The sequence below is a fragment of the Thioclava sp. genome, from assembly GCF_048263065.1.
In the GTDB taxonomy this organism is placed as follows: Bacteria; Pseudomonadota; Alphaproteobacteria; order Rhodobacterales; family Rhodobacteraceae; genus Thioclava.
The window spans coordinates 361073-379316 of the sequence record NZ_JBLXEM010000003.1; the positions used below are offsets into that span (position 1 = coordinate 361073).

The following is an 18244-nucleotide window of genomic DNA, read 5'->3' on the forward strand; positions in this document are numbered from 1 at the left end:
CGCAAGCTGATGGATATAAAACAGGCCGATCCCAAGGGGTTGATCCGCGAAAGTTATCGGATTGAGGGGATTTCACTCGATGAATGCCGCTCGATTTTCATGGATTGGGCGCTGAGCCTGCCAGTGGATTGTGACACGCAAGAGGCGATCCGCACCGTCTTGCTGGCCTATGAGGCCGCCGAAGATCATCCGATGAGCACAGTTTTGGCCGAGGGTCTGAGCCGGGAGGGCGATACGCCCGCGCGCCGGGGTGGCTGGCGCGGGCGTCGGTTGTAACGCGGACTTAGCGGGGAAGGGCTGCGGCCTCGGCGGCAAGCGCCTTGATGCCAGCCCAGTTGCCCGATTGCACCAGATTGTCCGGCGCAACCCAAGAACCGCCTGCGCAAAGAACATTCGGTAAGCTTAGGTAATCATTTGCATTTTTTAAGCTGACCCCGCCCGTCGGACAGAACGAAACCTGCGGGATTGGTGCCCCGATGGCCTTAAGCGCAGGCGCGCCACCCGAGGCCTCTGCGGGAAAGAATTTCAACACATCGTAGCCCATTTCATACAGTTTCATCACCTCGGACGCGGTGGCGGCTCCGGGCAACAGCGGCAGCCCTTCATCTTCGCAGGCTTTCACGAGGCGCTCGGTCGCGCCCGGCGAGACGCCGAATTTCGCGCCCGCCGCCTTGGCAGCTTTGACATCGGCAGGCGTTAGCAGCGTGCCTGCGCCAACCACGCCGCCCTCGATATCGGCCATCGCGCGGATCGCATCCAGCGCGCAGGGCGTGCGCAAGGTGACCTCAAGCGCGGGCAAGCCACCTGCGATCAACGCCTTGGCGAGAGGGGCGGCATGGGCCACATCACGCACTACGATGACGGGCACGATGGGGGCGAGTTCACAGATTTTGCGGGCGGCTTTGGATTGCTCGGCTGGGGTCATGGGGTGTCTCCGGTTCAAACCGCCGCGCGGGCGGAAAATTAGGACGCCTTCGGCGGGTGAGTATTTGAGGCTAGATGAAAGGATGGGCCCTAGTTTCATCTAGCGAGAAATACTCCCGCCGGAGGCAAAAAAATTCAAAGCACCACGGAGGCACCCTCGGTGGACGGGCCGACATGGGCACGGAATGCGCCAAACAGTTCGCGGCCCAGTCCGAATTGATTAGCCGACAGATCGGGCTGAACGGGGCTGCGCTGCGCAAAGCCTTCGGTAAGGCAGGTCAGCTCGCCCGAGACAGCATCGAGACGTACGATATCGCCATCTTGCAGCTTGGCCAAGGGGCCGCCATCTGCTGCCTCGGGGCTGATATGGATCGCGGCGGGCACTTTGCCGCTTGCGCCTGACATTCGCCCATCTGTGACCAGCGCGACCTTGAGACCGCGATCTTGCAGAACCGACAGCGTCGGGGTGAGCGAGTGCAGTTCCGGCATTCCGTTGGCCTTGGGGCCTTGGAAACGCACAACGACAATGGTGTCTTGCGTGAATTCGCCGCGTTTGAAGGCGGCTTTGACATCGTCCTGATCGTGGAAAACGCGCACCGGGGCCTCAATGTGGCGACGTTCCTCGGCGACGGCCGAGACCTTGATCACGCCGCGCCCAAGGTTACCGTCAAGCTGCTTGAGCCCGCCGGTTCTCTGGAACGGATCGGCGGTTTTGCGCAGCACTTTCTCGTTTTGGCTGTCCACTGGGCCATCGACCCAGGTCAGGCCTTCGGCAGTGATCTTGGGCTCTTGGATGTAATGCGCCATCCCTTCTCCCGAGACGGTTTTGGCGTCTTCATGCAGCAGGCCAGCATCCAGCAAGTGACGGATCATGAATTGCAGCCCGCCTGCGGCGTGGAAATGATTCACATCGGCCAGACCGTTGGGATAGACCTTGGCCATCAGCGGCGTGACGGAGGAGACCTCGTCGAAGTCGGCCAGATCAAGGATGATCCCGGCGGCGCGCGCCATCGCGGGCAGGTGCAGGATGTGGTTCGTCGAGCCACCCGTCGCCATCAACCCGACCAGCCCGTTCACAAAGGCTTTCTCGTCCAGAATTTCGCCTGCGGGGCGGTAGTCATTGCCAAGCGCGGTGATTTCGGCGGCGCGTTTTGCGCCTGCCACGGTCAGGGCCTCGCGCAGGGGGGTGTTCGGGTTCACGAACGAACTGCCGGGCAAGTGCAGCCCCATGAATTCCATCAGCATCTGGTTGGTGTTGGCAGTGCCGTAGAAGGTGCAGGTGCCGGGGCCGTGGTACGAGGCCATCTCGGCGTCCATCAGCTTGTCGCGGCCGACTTCGCCGGTGGCGAATTGTTGGCGCACCTTGGCTTTTTCGTCATTGGGCAAGCCGGTGGTCATTGGGCCAGCGGGCAAGAAGACCGCCGGGATATGGCCAAAAGTGGCCGCCGCCATCACCAGCCCCGGCACGATCTTGTCGCACACGCCCATGTAAAGGGCTGCGTCAAAGGTGTTGTGGCTCAGCGCCACTGCGGTCGCCATCGCGATCACGTCGCGCGAGAACAGCGACAGTTCCATCCCCGGCTGGCCCTGCGTCACGCCATCACACATCGCAGGCACGCCGCCTGCGACCTGCGCCGTGGCACCGATTTCGCGCAGCGCTTGCTTGATGAGTTGGGGGTAACTTTCATAGGGCTGGTGGGCGGACAGCATGTCATTATAAGCGGTAACGATACCAACATTGGGCGCACGTGCAGCTGCCAGCGCGTCCTTGTCCTGCCCCATCGCGGCATAGGCATGGGCCTGATTGCCACAAGACAGGTGGGCGCGCGACGGGCCAGCATCGGCGGCGGCTTTGATGCGCGCAAGGTAGTCGGTGCGTGGCCCCTCAGAGCGGACGCGAATCCGGTCGGTGACTCGGGCGATGGTGGAATTGAGCGTCATTGCGGGCCCTTTCCAAGCTGGCATTTGCGAGAGGCGGCAGGACCGCCGATTTGAAGATGTTTTACTCCGTTAGCGCTAACGGCGCAACCCACGCGCGTAAAGTTTTCTCTGATGCGCGCAGGCGCTTTCACAAGGATCTCCCTTTCGCGCCAAAGCGCAAGGGGGTAGAGAGGCGCGTGTAGTGAAGGAGTTCCCATGACCGATCCCCGCCCCGTTATCCGTTTGCGCCCCAAGGCCGAGGTCCGTGCGATCCGCCATGGCTTTCCTTGGGTGTTCGCCGACGAGCTGGTCGTTGACCGGCGCACCAAGGCGATTGTCCCGGGCACGATTGCCACGCTGGAAGATGCTGAACGCGTGCCGCTGGGGACGGTGACGGTCAATCCGAACTCTAAAATCATCGCGCGGATGCTCGATCGTGACCCCGAGGCGCAGATTGACCGCGCCTGGATCGCGGCGCGGCTGGAACGCGCTTTGGCGATGCGTGCGAGGTTGTTTGATCAGCCGTTTTACCGTCTGGTGCATGCCGAGGCCGATGGGTTGCCCGGTGTGATCATCGACCGCTTTGGCGATGCGGCGGTCATTCAGCCCAACGCCGCTTGGTCCGAGGTGATGATCGAAGATCTCGCAGCCGCCCTGTGTGATGTCACGGGCGTGAAAAACGTGCTTAAAAACGCCTCGGGGCGCGCGCGTACCCTTGAGGGGTTGAGCGAAGAAACCGTGCTGTTGCGCGGATCGCTGGAGGCGCCGATTGAAGTGCCGATGAATGGCGCGACCTATCTGGCCGATCTGCTGGGCGGGCAAAAAACAGGGCTGTTCTACGATCAGCGCCCCAACCACGCCTTTGCGGCGCGCCTTGCCAAAGATGCGCGCGTGCTGGATGTGTTTACCCATGTTGGCGGCTTTGCGCTGGCGGCTTTGGCGGGCGGGGCGTCGCAGGCGCTGGCCGTTGATAGCTCGGCCCCCGCGCTGGCTTTGGCTGAAAAGGGCGCGGATTTGATGGGGGCATTTGATCGCTTCACCATCCGCAAGGGCGACGCGTTCGAGCAGCTTGAGGCGCTTGGGGCGGAGGGGGCGCAATTTGATCTGGTGATCTGCGACCCGCCCGCGTTTGCGCCTGCGAAATCGGCCTTGCATTCGGGTCTGCGCGCCTATGAACGCATCGCGCGACTCGCGGCCCCATTGGTTGCGCCGGGGGGCTATCTTGTGCTGTGTTCCTGCTCGCACGCGGTGGATCTGACGCAGTTTCGCTCGTCTTGCACGCGCGGTATCGGCAAGGCCGATCGCTCGGGCCAGTTGATCCATACCGGATTTGCCGGGGCCGATCACCCGATGCAGCCCCAACTTGCCGAATCGGGCTACTTGAAAGCGCTGTTTTACCGGCTTGATGGATGAGGGCGGTCCTCGATGCCTGCGTGCTTTACCCCACTGTGCTGCGCGAAATTCTGATCGGGGCGGCGCGCGCGGGGCTGTATCGCCCGCTGTGGTCGGCGCGCATCCTTGAGGAATGGGCCCGCGCCGCCGCCCGGCGCAACCCGGTCGATGAAACCTTCGCGCGCGGCGAAATCGCGTTGCTACGTGCGGAATTTCCCAAGGCCGAAATCGCGGCCCAACCCGGTCTGGAATCGCGCCTGCATCTGCCCGATGAGAACGACATTCACGTCTTGGCGGTGGCAATCGCGGGCCATGCGGATGCGATCGTGACCTCGAACAGAGCTGATTTTCCGCGCGGCACACTGGCGGGCGAGGGGCTTGAGCGGCGCGATCCCGACGGGTTTCTTTGGCAGCTGCTCTGCGAGTACCCCGATCAGATGCGCGCGCTGACCGAGGCTGTGCGCGCACAGGCCGAACAGCTGTCAGGGCAGCCCCAGCCAATCCGGGCGCTGATGAAGCGGGCGCGCTTGCCGCGCTTTGGCAAGGCGCTGGCGGAGTGATTTTCATCTAGCCCAAAATACTCCCGCCGGAGGCTCCCACGCGCATTGAACGCGCCAAGGCTTGACGCCTGCGCAAAGCCTCGCCAAACAACGGTTATGCTTGGATTTATCACCTGTCCTGTTCGCGGCGAGGCCGACCGGCTGATCGCAGCCCTTGCCGACCGGCTTTTGGCCGAGGGGCGGGATGTGATCGGGATGGTGCGCGCCGATATTGCGCAGAGATCGGATTGCGAGATGCATCTGCGCCTGCTGCCTGAGGGCAATGTGCACACGATTTCGCAAGATTTGGGGCGTGGCGCAGATGCCTGTGTCCTTGATGCCGGCGCGCTGGAACAGGTGGTAGCGCAGGTCGCGCGCAGCCTTGACGATGCCCCGCCCGGCACGATTGCGCTGTTTAACAAGTTCGGCAAGCAAGAGGCATCAGGTCGGGGTTGCCGCGATCTGATTGCGCAAGCGATTGGCGCGGATTTGGCGGTGATCGTGTCGGTCCCACCCGAAACCCGCACTGATTTCGATCGCTTCAGCGATGGTTTCGCCCAACAGGTCGCGCCAAATATCGACGCACTTGCCGCTTTTTTGGGCAGTTGAACGGCTGAGAGCCGCCAATCCTTTGCCCCTGAATTCGCTCAATGCTAGACTCGTATCGAGAACGCGACTAGAACAGGGTCGTTAGCGCTAACAGACCCCAAGAATGGAGCATCCCATGGTTTCGCGCGTCATTCCCGTTGATCTCTTTGATTTGGTGATTTTCGGGGCCACTGGTGATCTCGCCAATCGCAAGATTCTGCCCGGACTTTATCGCCGAGTTTTGGCAGGTCAAATTCCTGAAGGGTCGCAATTCATCGGCGCGGCCCGCTCTGAGATGGACGCCGAGGCGTTTCGCGATCAGGTGCGCGGCGCGATCAACGAACACGTCTCCCCTTCCAAGATTGATCCCGAGGCGGTGGAGCAGTTTCTCGCGATGCTCGATTACGTCGCGATTGACGCCAAGGGTGATGACGGCTGGGACGAGCTAAAAGCCAAGGTCCGCCCAGACGCGATCAATGCGTTTTATTTCTCGGTGGCACCGTCACTCTTTGGCGATATCGCCGAGCGTCTGCACACCCGTGGAATCGCAGGTCCCGAGGCGCGCATCGTGGTGGAAAAGCCCTTCGGGCGCGATTTGGTCTCGGCGCGCGCGCTCAACGCCACGCTGGCGGCCCATTTTGACGAGACCCAAATCTACCGGATCGATCATTATCTGGGCAAGGAGACGGTTCAGAACCTGATGGCGGTGCGCTTTGCCAATATCCTGTTCGAGCCGCTCTGGAATTCCCAATTTGTTGATCACGTGCAAATTACAGTGGCAGAAACGGTCGGTGTGGGTGGTCGAGGGTCGTATTATGACAAGTCGGGCGCGATGCGCGACATGGTGCAGAACCACATGATGCAGCTACTTTGCCTGATCGCGATGGAGCCGCCCTATCACTTTGATCCCGACGCTGTGCGCGATGAAAAGCTCAAGGTGATCCGGGCGCTGCAACCGGTTGCGCCCAACAATATCGTGCGCGGGCAGTATCTCGGGCGCGGTAAGGACGCGGGCTATCTCGAAGATAGCGAAAACCCGGAGTCCAAAACCGAAAGCTATATCGCGCTGAAATGCCATATCGCGAACTGGCGCTGGACGGGTACACCGTTTTATCTGCGCACGGGTAAGCGGTTGCGCGCGCGCACCTCGGAAATCGCGATCACCTTCAAAGAGCCGCCGCATTCGATCTTTGATGAGGCCGAGGGCGATTGGCGCGAAAACGTGCTGGTGATCCGCTTGCAGCCCAATGAGGGCATGAACCTCAAAATGATGATCAAGGAACCGGGGCCGGGCGGGATGCGCCTTGTTCAGGTGCCGCTTGATATGTCTTTCGCCGAGGCACTGGGCGATGAGGGGGCCGAGATCACCGACGCCTACGAGCGCCTCATCATGGACGTGATCCGGGGCAATCAAACACTGTTCATGCGCGGCGATGAGGTCGAGGCGGCTTGGGCCTGGACCGATCCAGTCATTGAGGGCTGGGAAGCGCGCGCGGATCGACCGCAACCCTATGACAGCGGCACTTCGGGGCCTGATGATGCACTGATGCTGATGCATCGCGATGGCCGTCGCTGGCGGGAGATTCGCGAATGAATTTCAAGGCTTATCCAGATCGCGATATGCTGATGATCGGTCTGGCCGACCGTATCGCCAGCCAGTTGCGCGAAGCGATCCGCGTTGATGGTCACGCGACGTTTTCGGTGCCCGGTGGGACCACGCCGGGACCGATTTTCGACACGCTCAGCGCCGTTGATCTTGCGTGGGACAAGGTCGCGGTGTTGCTGAATGACGAGCGCTGGGTGGATGAAACTTCGCTGCGCTCAAACACCCGTCTGATCCGTGAACGTCTGCTGACAGGGCGTGCCGCAGCGGCGACGCTAGTGCCGCTTTACGCGGATGGGGCGCGCCCCGAGGATAAGATGGAGTCGCTGGCGGCGGGGATTGCGCCGCATCTGCCGATCTCGGTTCTGCTGCTGGGCATGGGCAACGACATGCACACCGCCAGCCTGTTTCCCGGCGCCGACCGGCTGGCTGATGCGCTATCTGACGATGCGCCGATCTTGCTGCCGATGCGGGCAGAAGCCGCAGGCGAGCCGCGCATTACCTTGTCCGCGCGCGTGCTGCGTGATGCGATGCACATTCACATTCTGATCACCGGGTCTGAAAAGCGCGCCGCAATCGAGGCCGCACAATCCCTTCCCGAGACACAAGCGCCCGTGCGCGCCGTTCTCAAAAACGCCACCGTTCATTGGGCTGAGTAACCATGACCACTTGGAAAAAACTCTCGTCGAAATCCGAGGCGGTGAAATCTCGCCCGATTGCGGAATTATTCGATAATGACAATCGTGCAGCAGGGTTCACCCGCGAATTCGGGCCGTTTATGTTCGATTTCTCCAAGACCAACATTGATGCTGAGACGCTCGAATTGCTGGTGAAGCTAGCCGATGAGCGTGACGTGCGCGCGCGCGCCGAGGCGATGTTTGCCGGTGAGAAGATCAATGAGACCGAGGGGCGTGCGGTGCTGCATACCGCGCTGCGCAACCTTGATGCGTCGGTGATCGTGGACGGTCACGATGTCATGCCCGAGGTCCGCGCGACCTATGAGGCGATGGCCGATTTTGCGCGCGATGTGCGTGAGGGGCGGTTTACGGGGCAGGGCGGTGCGATCACGGATGTGGTGAATATCGGCATCGGCGGCTCTGATCTGGGGCCTGCGATGGCAACGCTTGCGCTTGCACCCTATCACGACGGGCCGCGTTGTCATTTCGTCTCGAATGTGGATGGCGCGCAGATCCACGACACGCTGGCGGGGCTGAACCCTGAAACCACGCTGGTGATCGTGGCTTCCAAAACCTTTACCACGATTGAAACGATGACCAATGCCGAGACGGCGAAGCGCTGGATGGCGGCGAAGGTCAGCGATCCGGCGGCGCAATTTGCAGCCGTGTCGACGGCGGCTGACAAGACTGCCGCTTTTGGAATTGCCCCCGCGCGCGTTTTCGGATTCGCCGATTGGGTGGGCGGGCGCTATTCGATGTGGGGCCCGATCGGGTTGTCGCTGATGATAGCCATCGGGCCCGAGGATTTCACCGATTTCCTGCGCGGTGCGGCTGGAATGGACGCCCATTTCCGCAGTGCTGATTACGCTGACAACTTGCCGGTTCTGCTTGCGCTTGTCGGTATCTGGCACAACCAGTTTTGCAGCTATGCGACCCGCGCCGTGTTACCTTATGAGCAACGCCTTTCGCGTCTTCCCGCCTATCTTCAGCAGCTTGAAATGGAGAGTAACGGCAAGCGTGTTTCGATGGACGGCAAGGATCTAACGGTTAATTCCGGCCCCGTCGTCTGGGGCGAACCCGGCACCAATGGCCAGCACGCGTTTTATCAGTTGATCCACCAAGGCACGCGGGTAATCCCGTGCGAATTTATGCTCGGCGCGCAGGGGCATGAACCCGATCTGGCGCATCAACATTTGCTGCTAATGGCGAATTGTCTGGCGCAATCCGAGGCGCTGATGCGCGGGCGCTCACTGGCAGAGGCCACGGAAATCATGCGTAAAAAAGGGCTTGAAGGGGCCGAGTTGGATCGCCAAGCGCGCCATCGTGTTTTCCCCGGGTCACGCCCCTCGACGACGCTTCTTTATCCCAAACTCACGCCCGAAGTTCTGGGCGGGATCGTTGCGCTTTACGAGCATCGGGTGTTTGTCGAAGGCGTCATTTTGGGCATCAACAGCTTTGATCAATGGGGGGTTGAGCTGGGCAAGGAACTGGCGCTGGCGCTGTCTCCAGTGCTGGAGGGGCAAAGCGACGGGGCGGATAAAGACGGATCGACCCTTCAGCTTGTCGCGCGCATCCAGACCCTGCGCGGCTGAGCGTCTCGCAATCGTGACGGAACGGTCCTTGGGACGCTGCGTTCTTTCAATGAAGCGCGCCGTTTCAAGGAGTTTCGTGATGATTGAGAAAATGAGCGAGTGTCCCGCTGGTATGACCGGTTTGACCGTGTCGGGCACGGTTTTGTCGCGCGACGTAAACGAGGCCGTTCGCATGCTTGCCCCGACGGATCGGTTGCTTGTGCAGGTTGCGCCGCGCTTTGATGGCTATATGGCCGAGCTGGTGGGCGGCATGCATCGCGCGTGTCGCGAGGGGCAGGCCAAACGCTGCGCTTTGGTGGTGCCCGAGGATATGGCGGATGAGGCCACGATGCAGGGCGAGGGCGCAGGCTTTCGCGTCTTTACTACGCGCCCCGAGGCCGAAACCTGGCTGACCGCCTAGCGCAGCCCGATTTCCGACAAAGCGACCGAGAGTTCGCGCGGCAATGCCTCTTCGCGGGTGCGGGTTTTGGGCAGATCGCGCGGGGCATCGCCGATGGCCAGATAGCGCCAGCCCTGAAACGGGCGGCGCACCATGGCCTCGGTGCGCACGACTTCGCGGTCAAGTATGATGGCGCAGCGCGAAATACCGTCTTCGCCGATGCGCTCCTCAAGGCCGATCACGCGTTGGCGCGCCAGCACCGCCCCCTTGAACACCCAATAAAGCGAGCCGCCGTTTAATATCTCGTCGCCGCGCTTGGGCCACATCCGCGTGACATGCATCGCCGGGCCGTTGCCATAGCGTTGCGCCTGCCATTCCAGCAGATCCTCAACCTTTTCCGCGCCCACGCAGAGTTTGATCAGATGCACTATATCGGCCATGTCACCCCCTAGGTCACACCAATATAATGCGTCAGCGGGGGCGTGCAATGCGTTGACCGCGCAGATTGTGGCGCGTATCTTGGTAGGCCTTCACATGACACCGAGAACTTCCCAAAAGGATGCCCCATGACCCGTTTTGCCGCCCCGATTGCACGCCAGATTTGGGACATGAAATACCGCCTCAAAGAGCAAGACGGCACGCCGATTGATGGCACGGTCGAGGATAGCTGGCGCCGCATCGCGCGCGCCCTCTCGGTGGTCGAGAAGAACCCCGCAGAATGGGAAGACAAGTTCTACAACGCGCTGGAAGATTTCAAATATCTGCCCGCAGGTCGGATCACCGCCGGGGCAGGGACGGGGCGCTCGGTGACGCTGTTCAACTGCTTTGTCATGGGCACGATTCCCGATCATATGGGCGGGATCTTCGACATGCTCAAAGAGGCTGCGCTGACGATGCAGCAGGGCGGCGGAATCGGCTATGATTTTTCGACCATCCGGCCCAAGGGCGCCGAGGTCAAGGGCGTGGCCGCAGATGCGTCAGGCCCGCTGTCGTTCATGGATGTGTGGGATGCGATGTGCCGCACGATCATGTCGGCGGGCTCGCGGCGCGGTGCAATGATGGCCACGATGCGCTGCGATCATCCCGATATTGAGCAGTTCATCACCGCCAAGCAGGATTCGGCGCGGCTGCGCATGTTCAACCTGTCGGTGCTGGTCACCGATGCCTTCATGGAGGCCGTCAAGGCCGATGGCCCGTGGGAGTTAAAGTTCAATGATCGCGTTTATCACACGCTGGATGCGCGCGATCTGTGGAACAAAATCATGCGCGCGACCTATGATTTCGCCGAGCCGGGCGTGATCTTCATCGACCGCATTAACCAGATGAACAACCTTAATTATTGCGAGCAGATCGCAGCCACCAACCCCTGCGGCGAGCAACCTTTGCCGCCCTATGGCGCGTGTTTGCTCGGCTCGGTCAACCTCGCGCGTCTTGTGACCAGCCCGTTTGAGGCGCAGGCTGAACTGAACCCCGTCAAGCTGGATGAGATCGTGCGCCTCGCGATCCGCATGATGGATAACGTGGTCGACGCCAGCCGCTTCCCGCTGCCCCAACAAGAAGAAGAGGCGCGCAATAAACGCCGGATCGGACTGGGCGTGACCGGGCTGGCCGATGCGCTGTTGATGCTGGGGCTGCGCTATGGCTCGCCCGAGGCGGCCGCGCAAACCGAAGCTTGGATGAAGCTGATTGCGCGCGCGAGCTATCTGGCCTCGGTCGATCTGGCGCGTGAAAAGGGCGCATTCCCGCTGTTTGACGCCGAAAAATACCTTGCCTCGGGCAACATGATGCAGATGGATGACGACGTGCGCGACGCGATCGCCAAGCACGGCATCCGCAACGCGCTGCTGACCTCAATCGCGCCCACCGGGACGATTTCGCTTTACGCGGGCAATGTGAGTTCGGGGATCGAGCCGGTCTTTGCCTATGCCTACACCCGCAAGGTGCTGCAGCCCGACGGCTCGCGCACCGAGGAAGAGGTCGTGGATTACGCAGTTCAGATGTGGCGTGATCTGAAAGGCGACGCGCCTTTGCCGGACCATTTCGTCAACGCGCAAACGCTGGCCCCGCTTGATCATGTGCGCATGCAAGCGGCGGCGCAGAAATGGATTGATTCCAGCATTTCCAAGACCATCAACTGCCCCGAAGACATCGCCTTTGAGGATTTCAAATCGGTCTATATGGAGGCGTGGGATTCGGGCTGCAAAGGCTGCACTACCTATCGCCCCAATGATGTAACCGGTTCAGTTCTGAGCGTGTCGGAGGCGTCCGAGAAAACGCCCGAAACCGATCAGGGCGCCGATGTGGTCTACCTGACCGAGCCGCTGGACCGCCCCGCCGCGTTGGAAGGCTCGACCTATAAAATCAAGTGGCCCGGTTCCGAGCACGCGATCTACATCACGATCAACGATATCGTCCAAGGCGGCCATCGCCGCCCGTTCGAGGTGTTCATCAACTCCAAAAACATGGAGCATTTCGCCTGGACCGTCGCGCTGACGCGGATGATCTCTGCGGTATTCCGGCGCGGCGGTGATGTATCCTTCGTGGTCGAGGAACTGAAAGCCGTGTTCGACCCGCGCGGCGGGGCGTGGATGTCGGGCAAATACGTCCCCTCGATCTTGGCCGCGATCGGCGGCGTGATCGAGCGCCACCTGATCGCCACCGGTTTCATTGAGGGCGAGGGCATGGGGCTCAAAACCGACCCCGAGGCCGAGAAAATGATCGTCGGAGAAGCCCCGCGCGGCAAAGCCTGCCCGTCGTGTGGCAGCTACGCCATGCGCATGGTCGAAGGCTGCATGACCTGCGCCGATTGCGGGCATAGTGAGTGCGGGTGAGTGTAGGTGTAGGAGTAGTCAGAATATGAAACGCCGCATAAAATGTCCATTCCGGTAGGTTTTTGTCCATTATCGGAAGCATAAAGTGACCACCGAAGGTTTGCCCTTCGGTGGTTTTCTTTTATTTCAATATGTTAGTCGACGACCGGATTTCGCGCTTGTCCGTGGGTTTTCCAACAAGTTGGAGCGGTTGACGCGCACATCCCAGGCTGGCCTAAGCTCTTCCCAAACCCGGGTTCCTCATCTCATCGCCTCTCGAACCTCCGTTCGTGAGGGCGCATTGGCGGCGCATGCCGCCTGTCCAGAAGGAGCCTGCCATGTCCGCCCCTCTCCGCATTGTCGCTCTGCGCTTCGATCTCGAGACCTCACCGCAGAAGATTGAGCAACAGCTCATCGCCTTCCTGTGCGAGCTGCGCTGGAAGGCACGCGGTCTTGACCCGGCGGATCTCGAAGCCGCGCGCGAGGCGGATCGCTGGAGCGAAGAGTTGCGCGCCTGCAGCCCCAGTCAGCACGATGGCGAGAAGATTTGCCGCCGAGCAAAAGCACTCGCGGATCGGCGTATGAGAGCATCGGGTCTGAGGCATCTGGACAAGGACGCGCGAGAGAAGCTGCGCGCCCTCAGCGACGGTGTTCGTGTGGTTCAGCTGCCAAGCGCGCATCGCGCCGACGAGATTGCAGCGACGCTGCACGATGAGATGCCCTGGATGGCGCAGGCGACCACTCTGGCTTGGCATGCGATGCGCGAGAGCGTGCGCAGCGGTGCGCCCGCCTTGCACTTGCCGCCGATGCTGCTCGATGGGCCGCCGGGTGTCGGTAAAAGCTACTGGGCGCGGCGTCTGGCGGAGTTGATCGGCACGCCTTCGGAACTGATCGACGCCGCAAACGAGCCGGCCGGTTTCGCGGTCGCCGGAAGCCAACGCGGTTGGGCGACCGCGCAGCCGGGGCGTCCGGTCGAGCTGATTCTGCGCGAACATGTGGGCAATCCAGTGATGGTGATAGATGAGATCGACAAGGTCGGCGATGTGCGCTCAAACAAGGGCATGAGCTTTGCGCTGACCAATGCGCTTCTGCCTTTTCTTGAGCCGCTCAGCGCGCAGGCGTGGAGCTGTCCCTACTTCCGGGTCACGTTTGACATGCGCTGGATCAGCTGGATCTTGACCTCGAACAATCGCCGCAACGTGCCCGCACCGCTGCTCAGCCGCTGCCGGGTCGTCGATGTCCCGCCGCTTTCGGGCGCACATCTAGCGCACTTCGCGCGCCGGGAGGGCACGGCACGGGGCCTGTCGGAGGATGCGATTGTAACCTTGGCCGAGATGCTCGAAGGATCTTCCAATTGCCTTGACCTGCGCGCGGCAATCAAGCTGATCGATGGCCTCGTCGCGCACGAGAATAGCCCAAGAACCCATTGAAATCGGAGGCCGTCTTATGACCAAAACACTAGTCCTCGCTGACTTGCACCTGGACCTCTGGCATCAGGCGGGCCTAAACCCGCTCGACCAGATCGATTTCGACGGTGTCGAGTTGTTGATCATCGCCGGCGATCTGACCAACAAACCCCGAGTGCGTTGGAAGCAGGCCTTCGCGCTGATCGGCGAACGTATCTCTCTGGATCGCGTGCATGTGCTCCCGGGCAATCACGACTATTACGACTTCCGTCTGGATGGCGATGATCGCCTTGCCGAGATCGCCCGCACAGCCGGCGCCAAGTTTGCGCAGAAATCCGTTATCACCTACGGCTCCACGCGCAACCTGTGCTGCACGCTTTGGACCGATATGCGCACGGGGGCTGGAACGCTGGAAGAGAATGCGGCCGAGGCTGCGCGCATCATGAACGATTACCGCTATATCCGGATCGCGCACGCGGGCTTTCGCAAAGCGCACCCGCTCGACACGGTTGCGCTGCATCGTGAGCATGTCGCATGGCTGGAGGCGCGGCTGTCAGAGCCGTTTGCAGGTGAGACCGTCGTCGTGACCCATCATGCGCCCCATCCCTTCGCACTGTCGCCGAGCGGCCCGGTGCCGCAAGCCTATGCCTCAAACCTCAGCGATTTGATAAAGCGCTTCCATCCCGATCAATGGCTCTTCGGTCACACCCACTTGGCAGCAGAGTTTCAGATTGGAACAACTGAGCTGCGCAATGTCTCGGTGGGGTATCCGGCGAAGGTGGCGGCTAGGTGTGGAAAGCTATGAAAATGCGGCTGATCGTCCTAACATTTTCGGGCCGGGCGACGCACATATTTTCTCATCGTCCTTCACCTTCAGGATCGTTGCAACCGGCCCACACCGGCCACTCGTGCCTTGTGCAGCAAAGTGAAGTGTTAAAGTGTTGGCTGTGCGGGACAACGCCCCAATTCGCCGCTAGCTTTTTGAATGGCGGCTTTGCGATCCTCTCGTTCAAGCTGGTTTTAACCTCAAGTCCCACGACGAAACGGTAACAGTAGAGCTGAAAAAACATGGTGATAGTCGGTTCGTCAGCACAGGGCTTCCTATCGGGGATCGGCGAAGATCGCGAACGCGACCTGTCGGTTTCAGCGATGCAGGTATTCGCCTCCGAAGCCGCCGACCGCTTGCTTGTCGCGGATGGTGTCAGCGGCGAAGCCGACCGGCTGGAACGCGGCGCTGAAGGGCTGCGCTCCGCCTTCTACTCGCAAGGCGTGGCCGAACAGCTCGGAACCCGCGTCGAAATCGACGCCCCGTTCGTAACCGGCCCATCGTAAACGCGATTGAATGATACAGAAACCTATTCGGCAGACTGCCCCGATGCCGAATCACCGGGGCTTTTCCGCTATTGCTGTCGTCCGGGTTGATCGGTTTCTAACCGAATCCGCCAGAACTTGCCCGCGCGTTCATAGACCGCATTCGGCGTAAGCTTGTTGAAAATCTTTAACGCGCCTTTGCCGACGCATAGGTTCGAAGACTTGTCGAAATACGCCAAGGTTTCGTCGTGAAGCTGGAACAGGTGGCTTGCAGCGGCTTCCTGATAAAGAAAGCCGTCACGTTCGTATTCTGCCAGCATCCAGCGGGCCGCTTCGTCTTCCGTCATGCTTTCTTCGGCGCGACGTATTCTTGAAGCGTTTCTTCTGCAAAGTTGCCCCATTCCTTCGAAGCACCTTTGAACCATTCGCATTTATACCCGTCGAAAGCATGGGTCATGTAATGTTCGTTCAGTGCCGCAACCGTCATCGCGGGACCGCCGGATTTCAGTTGAACAATGTCGCCGGGTTTGAACCTGTTAGCCATGTATAGTGCTCGCTCGCAATAAGTGACCGTATCTTGTGCCAAGATAGGGCGGGCAAAGCCGTCGCGCTAGGGGCGAAAGAGATGAACTTTCCACCAAGCCGTTCTAACTTGTTGCCTCAAAGTAGCTACCGACCTTCGATCAGATCACTGATAGTCCAAATATTCATAATCATCAAAGGATACTGTTCGGGTTCCTTCGGGGCGATTTGGAAGCCAATATCTTGATAAAACTTCGTGGTCTTGTCGTTGAGAGATCTAAGTGCGACGCCGTAGATAGGAACGTGCTGACGCACAGCATAAGCTCGCTCAAAAGTCTGCATCAAAAGGTTACTGCCAATCTTCCTCTTTTGATTTTGCGTGCTTACGGCTAAGTATTCAATGTAGATCAAAGGGGCGCCATTTGGCCAAAGCGATGAGTGGTCTGCGTGAAGTAGCTTTCTGCTATCTTCGTGTGTCAGGGATAGCGCGATAAAAGAAGAGCCGGATACGCTGCCGTCAGCATATCCAACTGTCACGTTCGATTGCCCACGTTGATGACGCTTAAACGCTTTGTCTTTCGCCCAATTATCGATCTCCGAAACTCCGCAACGAAAGTTCCGAAGGCAATCCTTACTGCGAATGGGTTCCCACTCTACTGGGTCGATCATGCGAAGCCGCTTCTAGGTAGTTTTTGTAAAGCTGCCGCAATTCACGATTGGGTCCGCCAGACTTCTTGTAGCCTTCCCGGCAGAAATCGTAAACCTGACGTTGGCTATCGAACGCAGGTTTCTTGTTGTTCGCGCAGTCCGAATTGAAAAGCCGGAGGACGTTATTTAAGCCGAAAGCCATGACAGTCTCCTTTCTTGGCTAGTGGACGTCGTTCGCATCATTGCCGTGCGCCATAGCAACTTTTATCGCACTCGGCAACAAAACGTTTGTCAGTTGGCTGCGGTTCCAAAGGCGCTTAGGATCGGTTGTAGCTGCGAAGCATGGACCGAAGTTGTTGATGAAAGGTTAGCATCGCGTTTGTCGCTATGTCAATGAAGGTGACACAGGCGTCTTTTCAACATGCTTAGTGCCGTTCAGTTGTTCACATTGCTGCGGTAATGGGAGCCTGAAACCTTTGTGGACGCCGCAAATCGAAGCGTGGATTAGAGTAAGGGTTAAGGCTACTAGCGGGGCGCACAGATTTCACCAAGGCAATGATTTTAAATGTAAATTTATGATAATTGTGGTGAGAAGGGATAGCCATCTCTGCGGTTGCCCCATGTCTCTGACACGGGCGCGGGTTAATGGGCGGCATCGACAAGGATAGCTGTGGCTCGTTTGAATCTCTGCTTTTGTCTCACTCGGGCAAGGTGCAGCTCTTGCCGCGAACTTCCGCTCCCCGCCCGTCACGCAGGATGCCGCGAGCGGCCCACAACAGCCATTTATCAATCACAATGCCGCTGCAACGCAGCTTCATCAATGCGGTCGTATACGGAAGGCTCACGGCGACTAGCCTCGCAGCTGGACAGCCAAACATCTACCAAAATTTCAAGATCAAAATGCTCGTGAGAATCGACGGGAATACCAGCAAAGCCGATCCGATAGCGTAGAACAGAAAGACAACAATTCGCGCAGCACTCCGGCGATACTCAAGGGCGCGGTGCTCAAGGTAGAAGACGTCAGTCGGATGCGCGATGGCTTGGTCCAGCAGAGCTCGATGGAGGACGCGTTCTGCCCGTCGCCCTGAGTATGCCACGTCTAAAACCTCGTCGGTCATGAGGTAGCCGGAGCCAGTCCAAAAGCGGCTGCCGAGGCGGTCATCGGCTGGTTCAAAGTCCTCGTCGGAAAACTCCGTCGCCAGAAATAGGCGTTCAACGAATCTGTGCAAGTCGCCGCTCACGTCAGAGGGAAACCCAATTCTTCGAGCGTCGAACATTGGGCTTCGTTCTTCGCCGTGTAGGCCAGAGAAATACATGCCGATGATGTTCTCGAAGCTCCCGATGACTAAGTTAGGCGTCTTTATTTTGTCCATCGCCGTTATGTAGGATTCGACTGCTGGGAAGCGCCGTATTTGGGGTGGTGCTGCGACGTTGAAGAGAGCCACTCCTGCGCCGAACAGGAGTAAGCCAAAATACAAGAAGTAGAGGTTGCGGGAGTAGAGGACGGTCCAGAAATCATCAGCTTCGTGCGCCAGATCCGTCGGCAGGATCGTCGAGAAATATTCCGATAATGTAGAGTTGAATACGATGAGGTAGCCGACAAACGGCATAATGATCGTCAGCCGCGCAATGCGAGAGGCTCCAATACTTGAGAGTGCAGACCAGCTGATCGCCGTCCCAAATCTATAGAATTGGTCCTTAGCCGGTTGAACAATCCAGCGTGTGAAGAATGCTCCAACGCTCATCCACAAATTCAATCTCTCCCCGCCCGTTTGTCGTTCGATCAAACCCCATTATAATATCCGAACTACTGGGGGCAGTCGAGGCGAGCGTCGTCGCATTTAGCAGAATGGAACTAGGGTCAGGATTCATAACCAGAACATGACGACGGCGGCGAGGGCACAGGCTGACAGGAACACCTTTGGACATCTGT

19 protein-coding genes are annotated in these 18244 nt (G+C 59.6%); 12 read left to right on the forward strand and 7 right to left on the reverse strand.

Annotation, left to right across the window (positions count from 1 at the left end; all coding sequences use genetic code 11):
* The first annotated feature begins 9 nt into the window (after positions 1-9).
* Positions 10-276 (forward strand): hypothetical protein, encoded by a 267-nt coding sequence (locus tag ACN0SD_RS07085; RefSeq protein WP_417807549.1) that lies wholly within the window; start codon positions 10-12, stop codon positions 274-276.
* A 7-nt stretch (positions 277-283) separates the two neighbouring features.
* Here the strand turns inward: ACN0SD_RS07085 and eda are convergent, their stop codons facing one another.
* Together eda and edd are read right to left on the reverse strand one after the other, a co-directional pair.
* A complete protein-coding gene (eda, locus tag ACN0SD_RS07090; protein WP_417807520.1) occupies positions 284-925 on the reverse strand; it encodes a bifunctional 4-hydroxy-2-oxoglutarate aldolase/2-dehydro-3-deoxy-phosphogluconate aldolase in 642 nt (213 codons plus the stop codon).
* A 134-nt stretch (positions 926-1059) separates the two neighbouring features.
* The gene (gene edd, locus ACN0SD_RS07095; RefSeq protein WP_417807521.1) at positions 1060-2865 is read right to left on the reverse strand and encodes a phosphogluconate dehydratase; all 1806 of its coding nucleotides are present in this window, start codon (positions 2863-2865) and stop codon (positions 1060-1062) included.
* 195 nt (positions 2866-3060) lie between these two features.
* On the opposite strand from edd, the gene ACN0SD_RS07100 reads away from it, so the two are divergent.
* From ACN0SD_RS07100 to ACN0SD_RS07130, 7 genes are all read left to right on the forward strand, one after another.
* Positions 3061-4257 (forward strand): RSP_2647 family RNA methyltransferase, encoded by a 1197-nt coding sequence (locus ACN0SD_RS07100; RefSeq protein WP_417807522.1) that lies wholly within the window; start codon positions 3061-3063, stop codon positions 4255-4257.
* Positions 4254-4796, forward strand: a complete 543-nt coding sequence (locus ACN0SD_RS07105) for an RSP_2648 family PIN domain-containing protein (protein WP_417807523.1) — start codon at positions 4254-4256, stop codon at positions 4794-4796. The genes ACN0SD_RS07100 and ACN0SD_RS07105 overlap by 4 nt, the downstream gene beginning before the upstream one ends.
* A 96-nt stretch (positions 4797-4892) precedes the next feature.
* A complete protein-coding gene (locus tag ACN0SD_RS07110) occupies positions 4893-5384 on the forward strand; it encodes a DUF2478 domain-containing protein (RefSeq protein WP_417807524.1) in 492 nt (163 codons plus the stop codon).
* Between the two features lie 115 nt (positions 5385-5499).
* Positions 5500-6957 carry a glucose-6-phosphate dehydrogenase gene (gene zwf, locus ACN0SD_RS07115; protein WP_417807525.1) on the forward strand — a complete coding sequence of 486 codons (1458 nt, stop codon included), beginning with the start codon at positions 5500-5502 and terminating at the stop codon, positions 6955-6957.
* Positions 6954-7625, forward strand: a complete 672-nt coding sequence (pgl, locus tag ACN0SD_RS07120) for a 6-phosphogluconolactonase (protein WP_417807526.1) — start codon at positions 6954-6956, stop codon at positions 7623-7625. The genes zwf and pgl overlap by 4 nt, the downstream gene beginning before the upstream one ends.
* Positions 7626-7627: 2 nt before the next feature.
* On the forward strand, positions 7628-9235 hold the full coding sequence (gene pgi, locus ACN0SD_RS07125; RefSeq protein WP_417807527.1) for a glucose-6-phosphate isomerase: 1608 nt from the start codon (positions 7628-7630) through the stop codon (positions 9233-9235).
* Between the two features lie 79 nt (positions 9236-9314).
* Positions 9315-9635 (forward strand): hypothetical protein, encoded by a 321-nt coding sequence (locus tag ACN0SD_RS07130; protein WP_417807528.1) that lies wholly within the window; start codon positions 9315-9317, stop codon positions 9633-9635.
* On the opposite strand, the gene ACN0SD_RS07135 is transcribed toward ACN0SD_RS07130, so the two are convergent.
* Complete coding sequence (locus tag ACN0SD_RS07135) at positions 9632-10054, reverse strand: DUF1489 family protein (protein ID WP_417807529.1); 423 nt, start codon at positions 10052-10054, stop codon at positions 9632-9634. The two genes, ACN0SD_RS07130 and ACN0SD_RS07135, sit on opposite strands and share 4 nt — an antisense overlap.
* Before the next feature lie 126 nt (positions 10055-10180).
* Between ACN0SD_RS07135 and ACN0SD_RS07140 the strand changes: the two genes are divergently transcribed.
* From ACN0SD_RS07140 to ACN0SD_RS07155, 4 genes are all read left to right on the forward strand, one after another.
* Positions 10181-12445 (forward strand): adenosylcobalamin-dependent ribonucleoside-diphosphate reductase, encoded by a 2265-nt coding sequence (locus tag ACN0SD_RS07140; protein WP_417807530.1) that lies wholly within the window; start codon positions 10181-10183, stop codon positions 12443-12445.
* Positions 12446-12762: 317 nt separating this feature from the next.
* Positions 12763-13854, forward strand: a complete 1092-nt coding sequence (locus ACN0SD_RS07145; RefSeq protein ID WP_417807531.1) for an AAA family ATPase — start codon at positions 12763-12765, stop codon at positions 13852-13854.
* Positions 13855-13870: 16 nt separating this feature from the next.
* The gene (locus tag ACN0SD_RS07150; protein WP_417807532.1) at positions 13871-14635 is read left to right on the forward strand and encodes a metallophosphoesterase; all 765 of its coding nucleotides are present in this window, start codon (positions 13871-13873) and stop codon (positions 14633-14635) included.
* A gap of 263 nt (positions 14636-14898) precedes the next feature.
* Complete coding sequence (locus tag ACN0SD_RS07155; RefSeq protein ID WP_417807533.1) at positions 14899-15162, forward strand: hypothetical protein; 264 nt, start codon at positions 14899-14901, stop codon at positions 15160-15162.
* Between the two features lie 68 nt (positions 15163-15230).
* On the opposite strand, the gene ACN0SD_RS07160 is transcribed toward ACN0SD_RS07155, so the two are convergent.
* From ACN0SD_RS07160 to ACN0SD_RS07175, 4 genes are all read right to left on the reverse strand, one after another.
* A complete protein-coding gene (locus ACN0SD_RS07160; RefSeq protein ID WP_417807534.1) occupies positions 15231-15488 on the reverse strand; it encodes a DUF6953 family protein in 258 nt (85 codons plus the stop codon).
* Positions 15485-15685 carry a YodC family protein gene (locus tag ACN0SD_RS07165; RefSeq protein WP_417807535.1) on the reverse strand — a complete coding sequence of 67 codons (201 nt, stop codon included), beginning with the start codon at positions 15683-15685 and terminating at the stop codon, positions 15485-15487. The genes ACN0SD_RS07160 and ACN0SD_RS07165 overlap by 4 nt, the downstream gene beginning before the upstream one ends.
* Before the next feature lie 125 nt (positions 15686-15810).
* On the reverse strand, positions 15811-16332 hold the full coding sequence (locus ACN0SD_RS07170) for a GNAT family N-acetyltransferase (RefSeq protein ID WP_417807536.1): 522 nt from the start codon (positions 16330-16332) through the stop codon (positions 15811-15813).
* 857 nt (positions 16333-17189) lie between these two features.
* Entirely contained in the window at positions 17190-18056 is an 867-nt protein-coding gene (locus ACN0SD_RS07175; protein WP_417807537.1) for a hypothetical protein, read from the reverse strand.
* Positions 18057-18244 lie beyond the last annotated feature (188 nt).

Coding starts and splice junctions, on each gene's coding strand:
- ACN0SD_RS07085 (WP_417807549.1), top strand. CDS start 10: ATGGATATAAAACAGGCCGATCCCAAGGGGTTGATCCGCGAAAGTTAT.
- eda (WP_417807520.1), bottom strand. CDS start 925: ATGACCCCAGCCGAGCAATCCAAAGCCGCCCGCAAAATCTGTGAACTC.
- edd (WP_417807521.1), bottom strand. CDS start 2,865: ATGACGCTCAATTCCACCATCGCCCGAGTCACCGACCGGATTCGCGTC.
- ACN0SD_RS07100 (WP_417807522.1), top strand. CDS start 3,061: ATGACCGATCCCCGCCCCGTTATCCGTTTGCGCCCCAAGGCCGAGGTC.
- ACN0SD_RS07105 (WP_417807523.1), top strand. CDS start 4,254: ATGAGGGCGGTCCTCGATGCCTGCGTGCTTTACCCCACTGTGCTGCGC.
- ACN0SD_RS07110 (WP_417807524.1), top strand. CDS start 4,893: ATGCTTGGATTTATCACCTGTCCTGTTCGCGGCGAGGCCGACCGGCTG.
- zwf (WP_417807525.1), top strand. CDS start 5,500: ATGGTTTCGCGCGTCATTCCCGTTGATCTCTTTGATTTGGTGATTTTC.
- pgl (WP_417807526.1), top strand. CDS start 6,954: ATGAATTTCAAGGCTTATCCAGATCGCGATATGCTGATGATCGGTCTG.
- pgi (WP_417807527.1), top strand. CDS start 7,628: ATGACCACTTGGAAAAAACTCTCGTCGAAATCCGAGGCGGTGAAATCT.
- ACN0SD_RS07130 (WP_417807528.1), top strand. CDS start 9,315: ATGATTGAGAAAATGAGCGAGTGTCCCGCTGGTATGACCGGTTTGACC.
- ACN0SD_RS07135 (WP_417807529.1), bottom strand. CDS start 10,054: ATGGCCGATATAGTGCATCTGATCAAACTCTGCGTGGGCGCGGAAAAG.
- ACN0SD_RS07140 (WP_417807530.1), top strand. CDS start 10,181: ATGACCCGTTTTGCCGCCCCGATTGCACGCCAGATTTGGGACATGAAA.
- ACN0SD_RS07145 (WP_417807531.1), top strand. CDS start 12,763: ATGTCCGCCCCTCTCCGCATTGTCGCTCTGCGCTTCGATCTCGAGACC.
- ACN0SD_RS07150 (WP_417807532.1), top strand. CDS start 13,871: ATGACCAAAACACTAGTCCTCGCTGACTTGCACCTGGACCTCTGGCAT.
- ACN0SD_RS07155 (WP_417807533.1), top strand. CDS start 14,899: ATGGTGATAGTCGGTTCGTCAGCACAGGGCTTCCTATCGGGGATCGGC.
- ACN0SD_RS07160 (WP_417807534.1), bottom strand. CDS start 15,488: ATGACGGAAGACGAAGCGGCCCGCTGGATGCTGGCAGAATACGAACGT.
- ACN0SD_RS07165 (WP_417807535.1), bottom strand. CDS start 15,685: ATGGCTAACAGGTTCAAACCCGGCGACATTGTTCAACTGAAATCCGGC.
- ACN0SD_RS07170 (WP_417807536.1), bottom strand. CDS start 16,332: ATGATCGACCCAGTAGAGTGGGAACCCATTCGCAGTAAGGATTGCCTT.
- ACN0SD_RS07175 (WP_417807537.1), bottom strand. CDS start 18,056: ATGAGCGTTGGAGCATTCTTCACACGCTGGATTGTTCAACCGGCTAAG.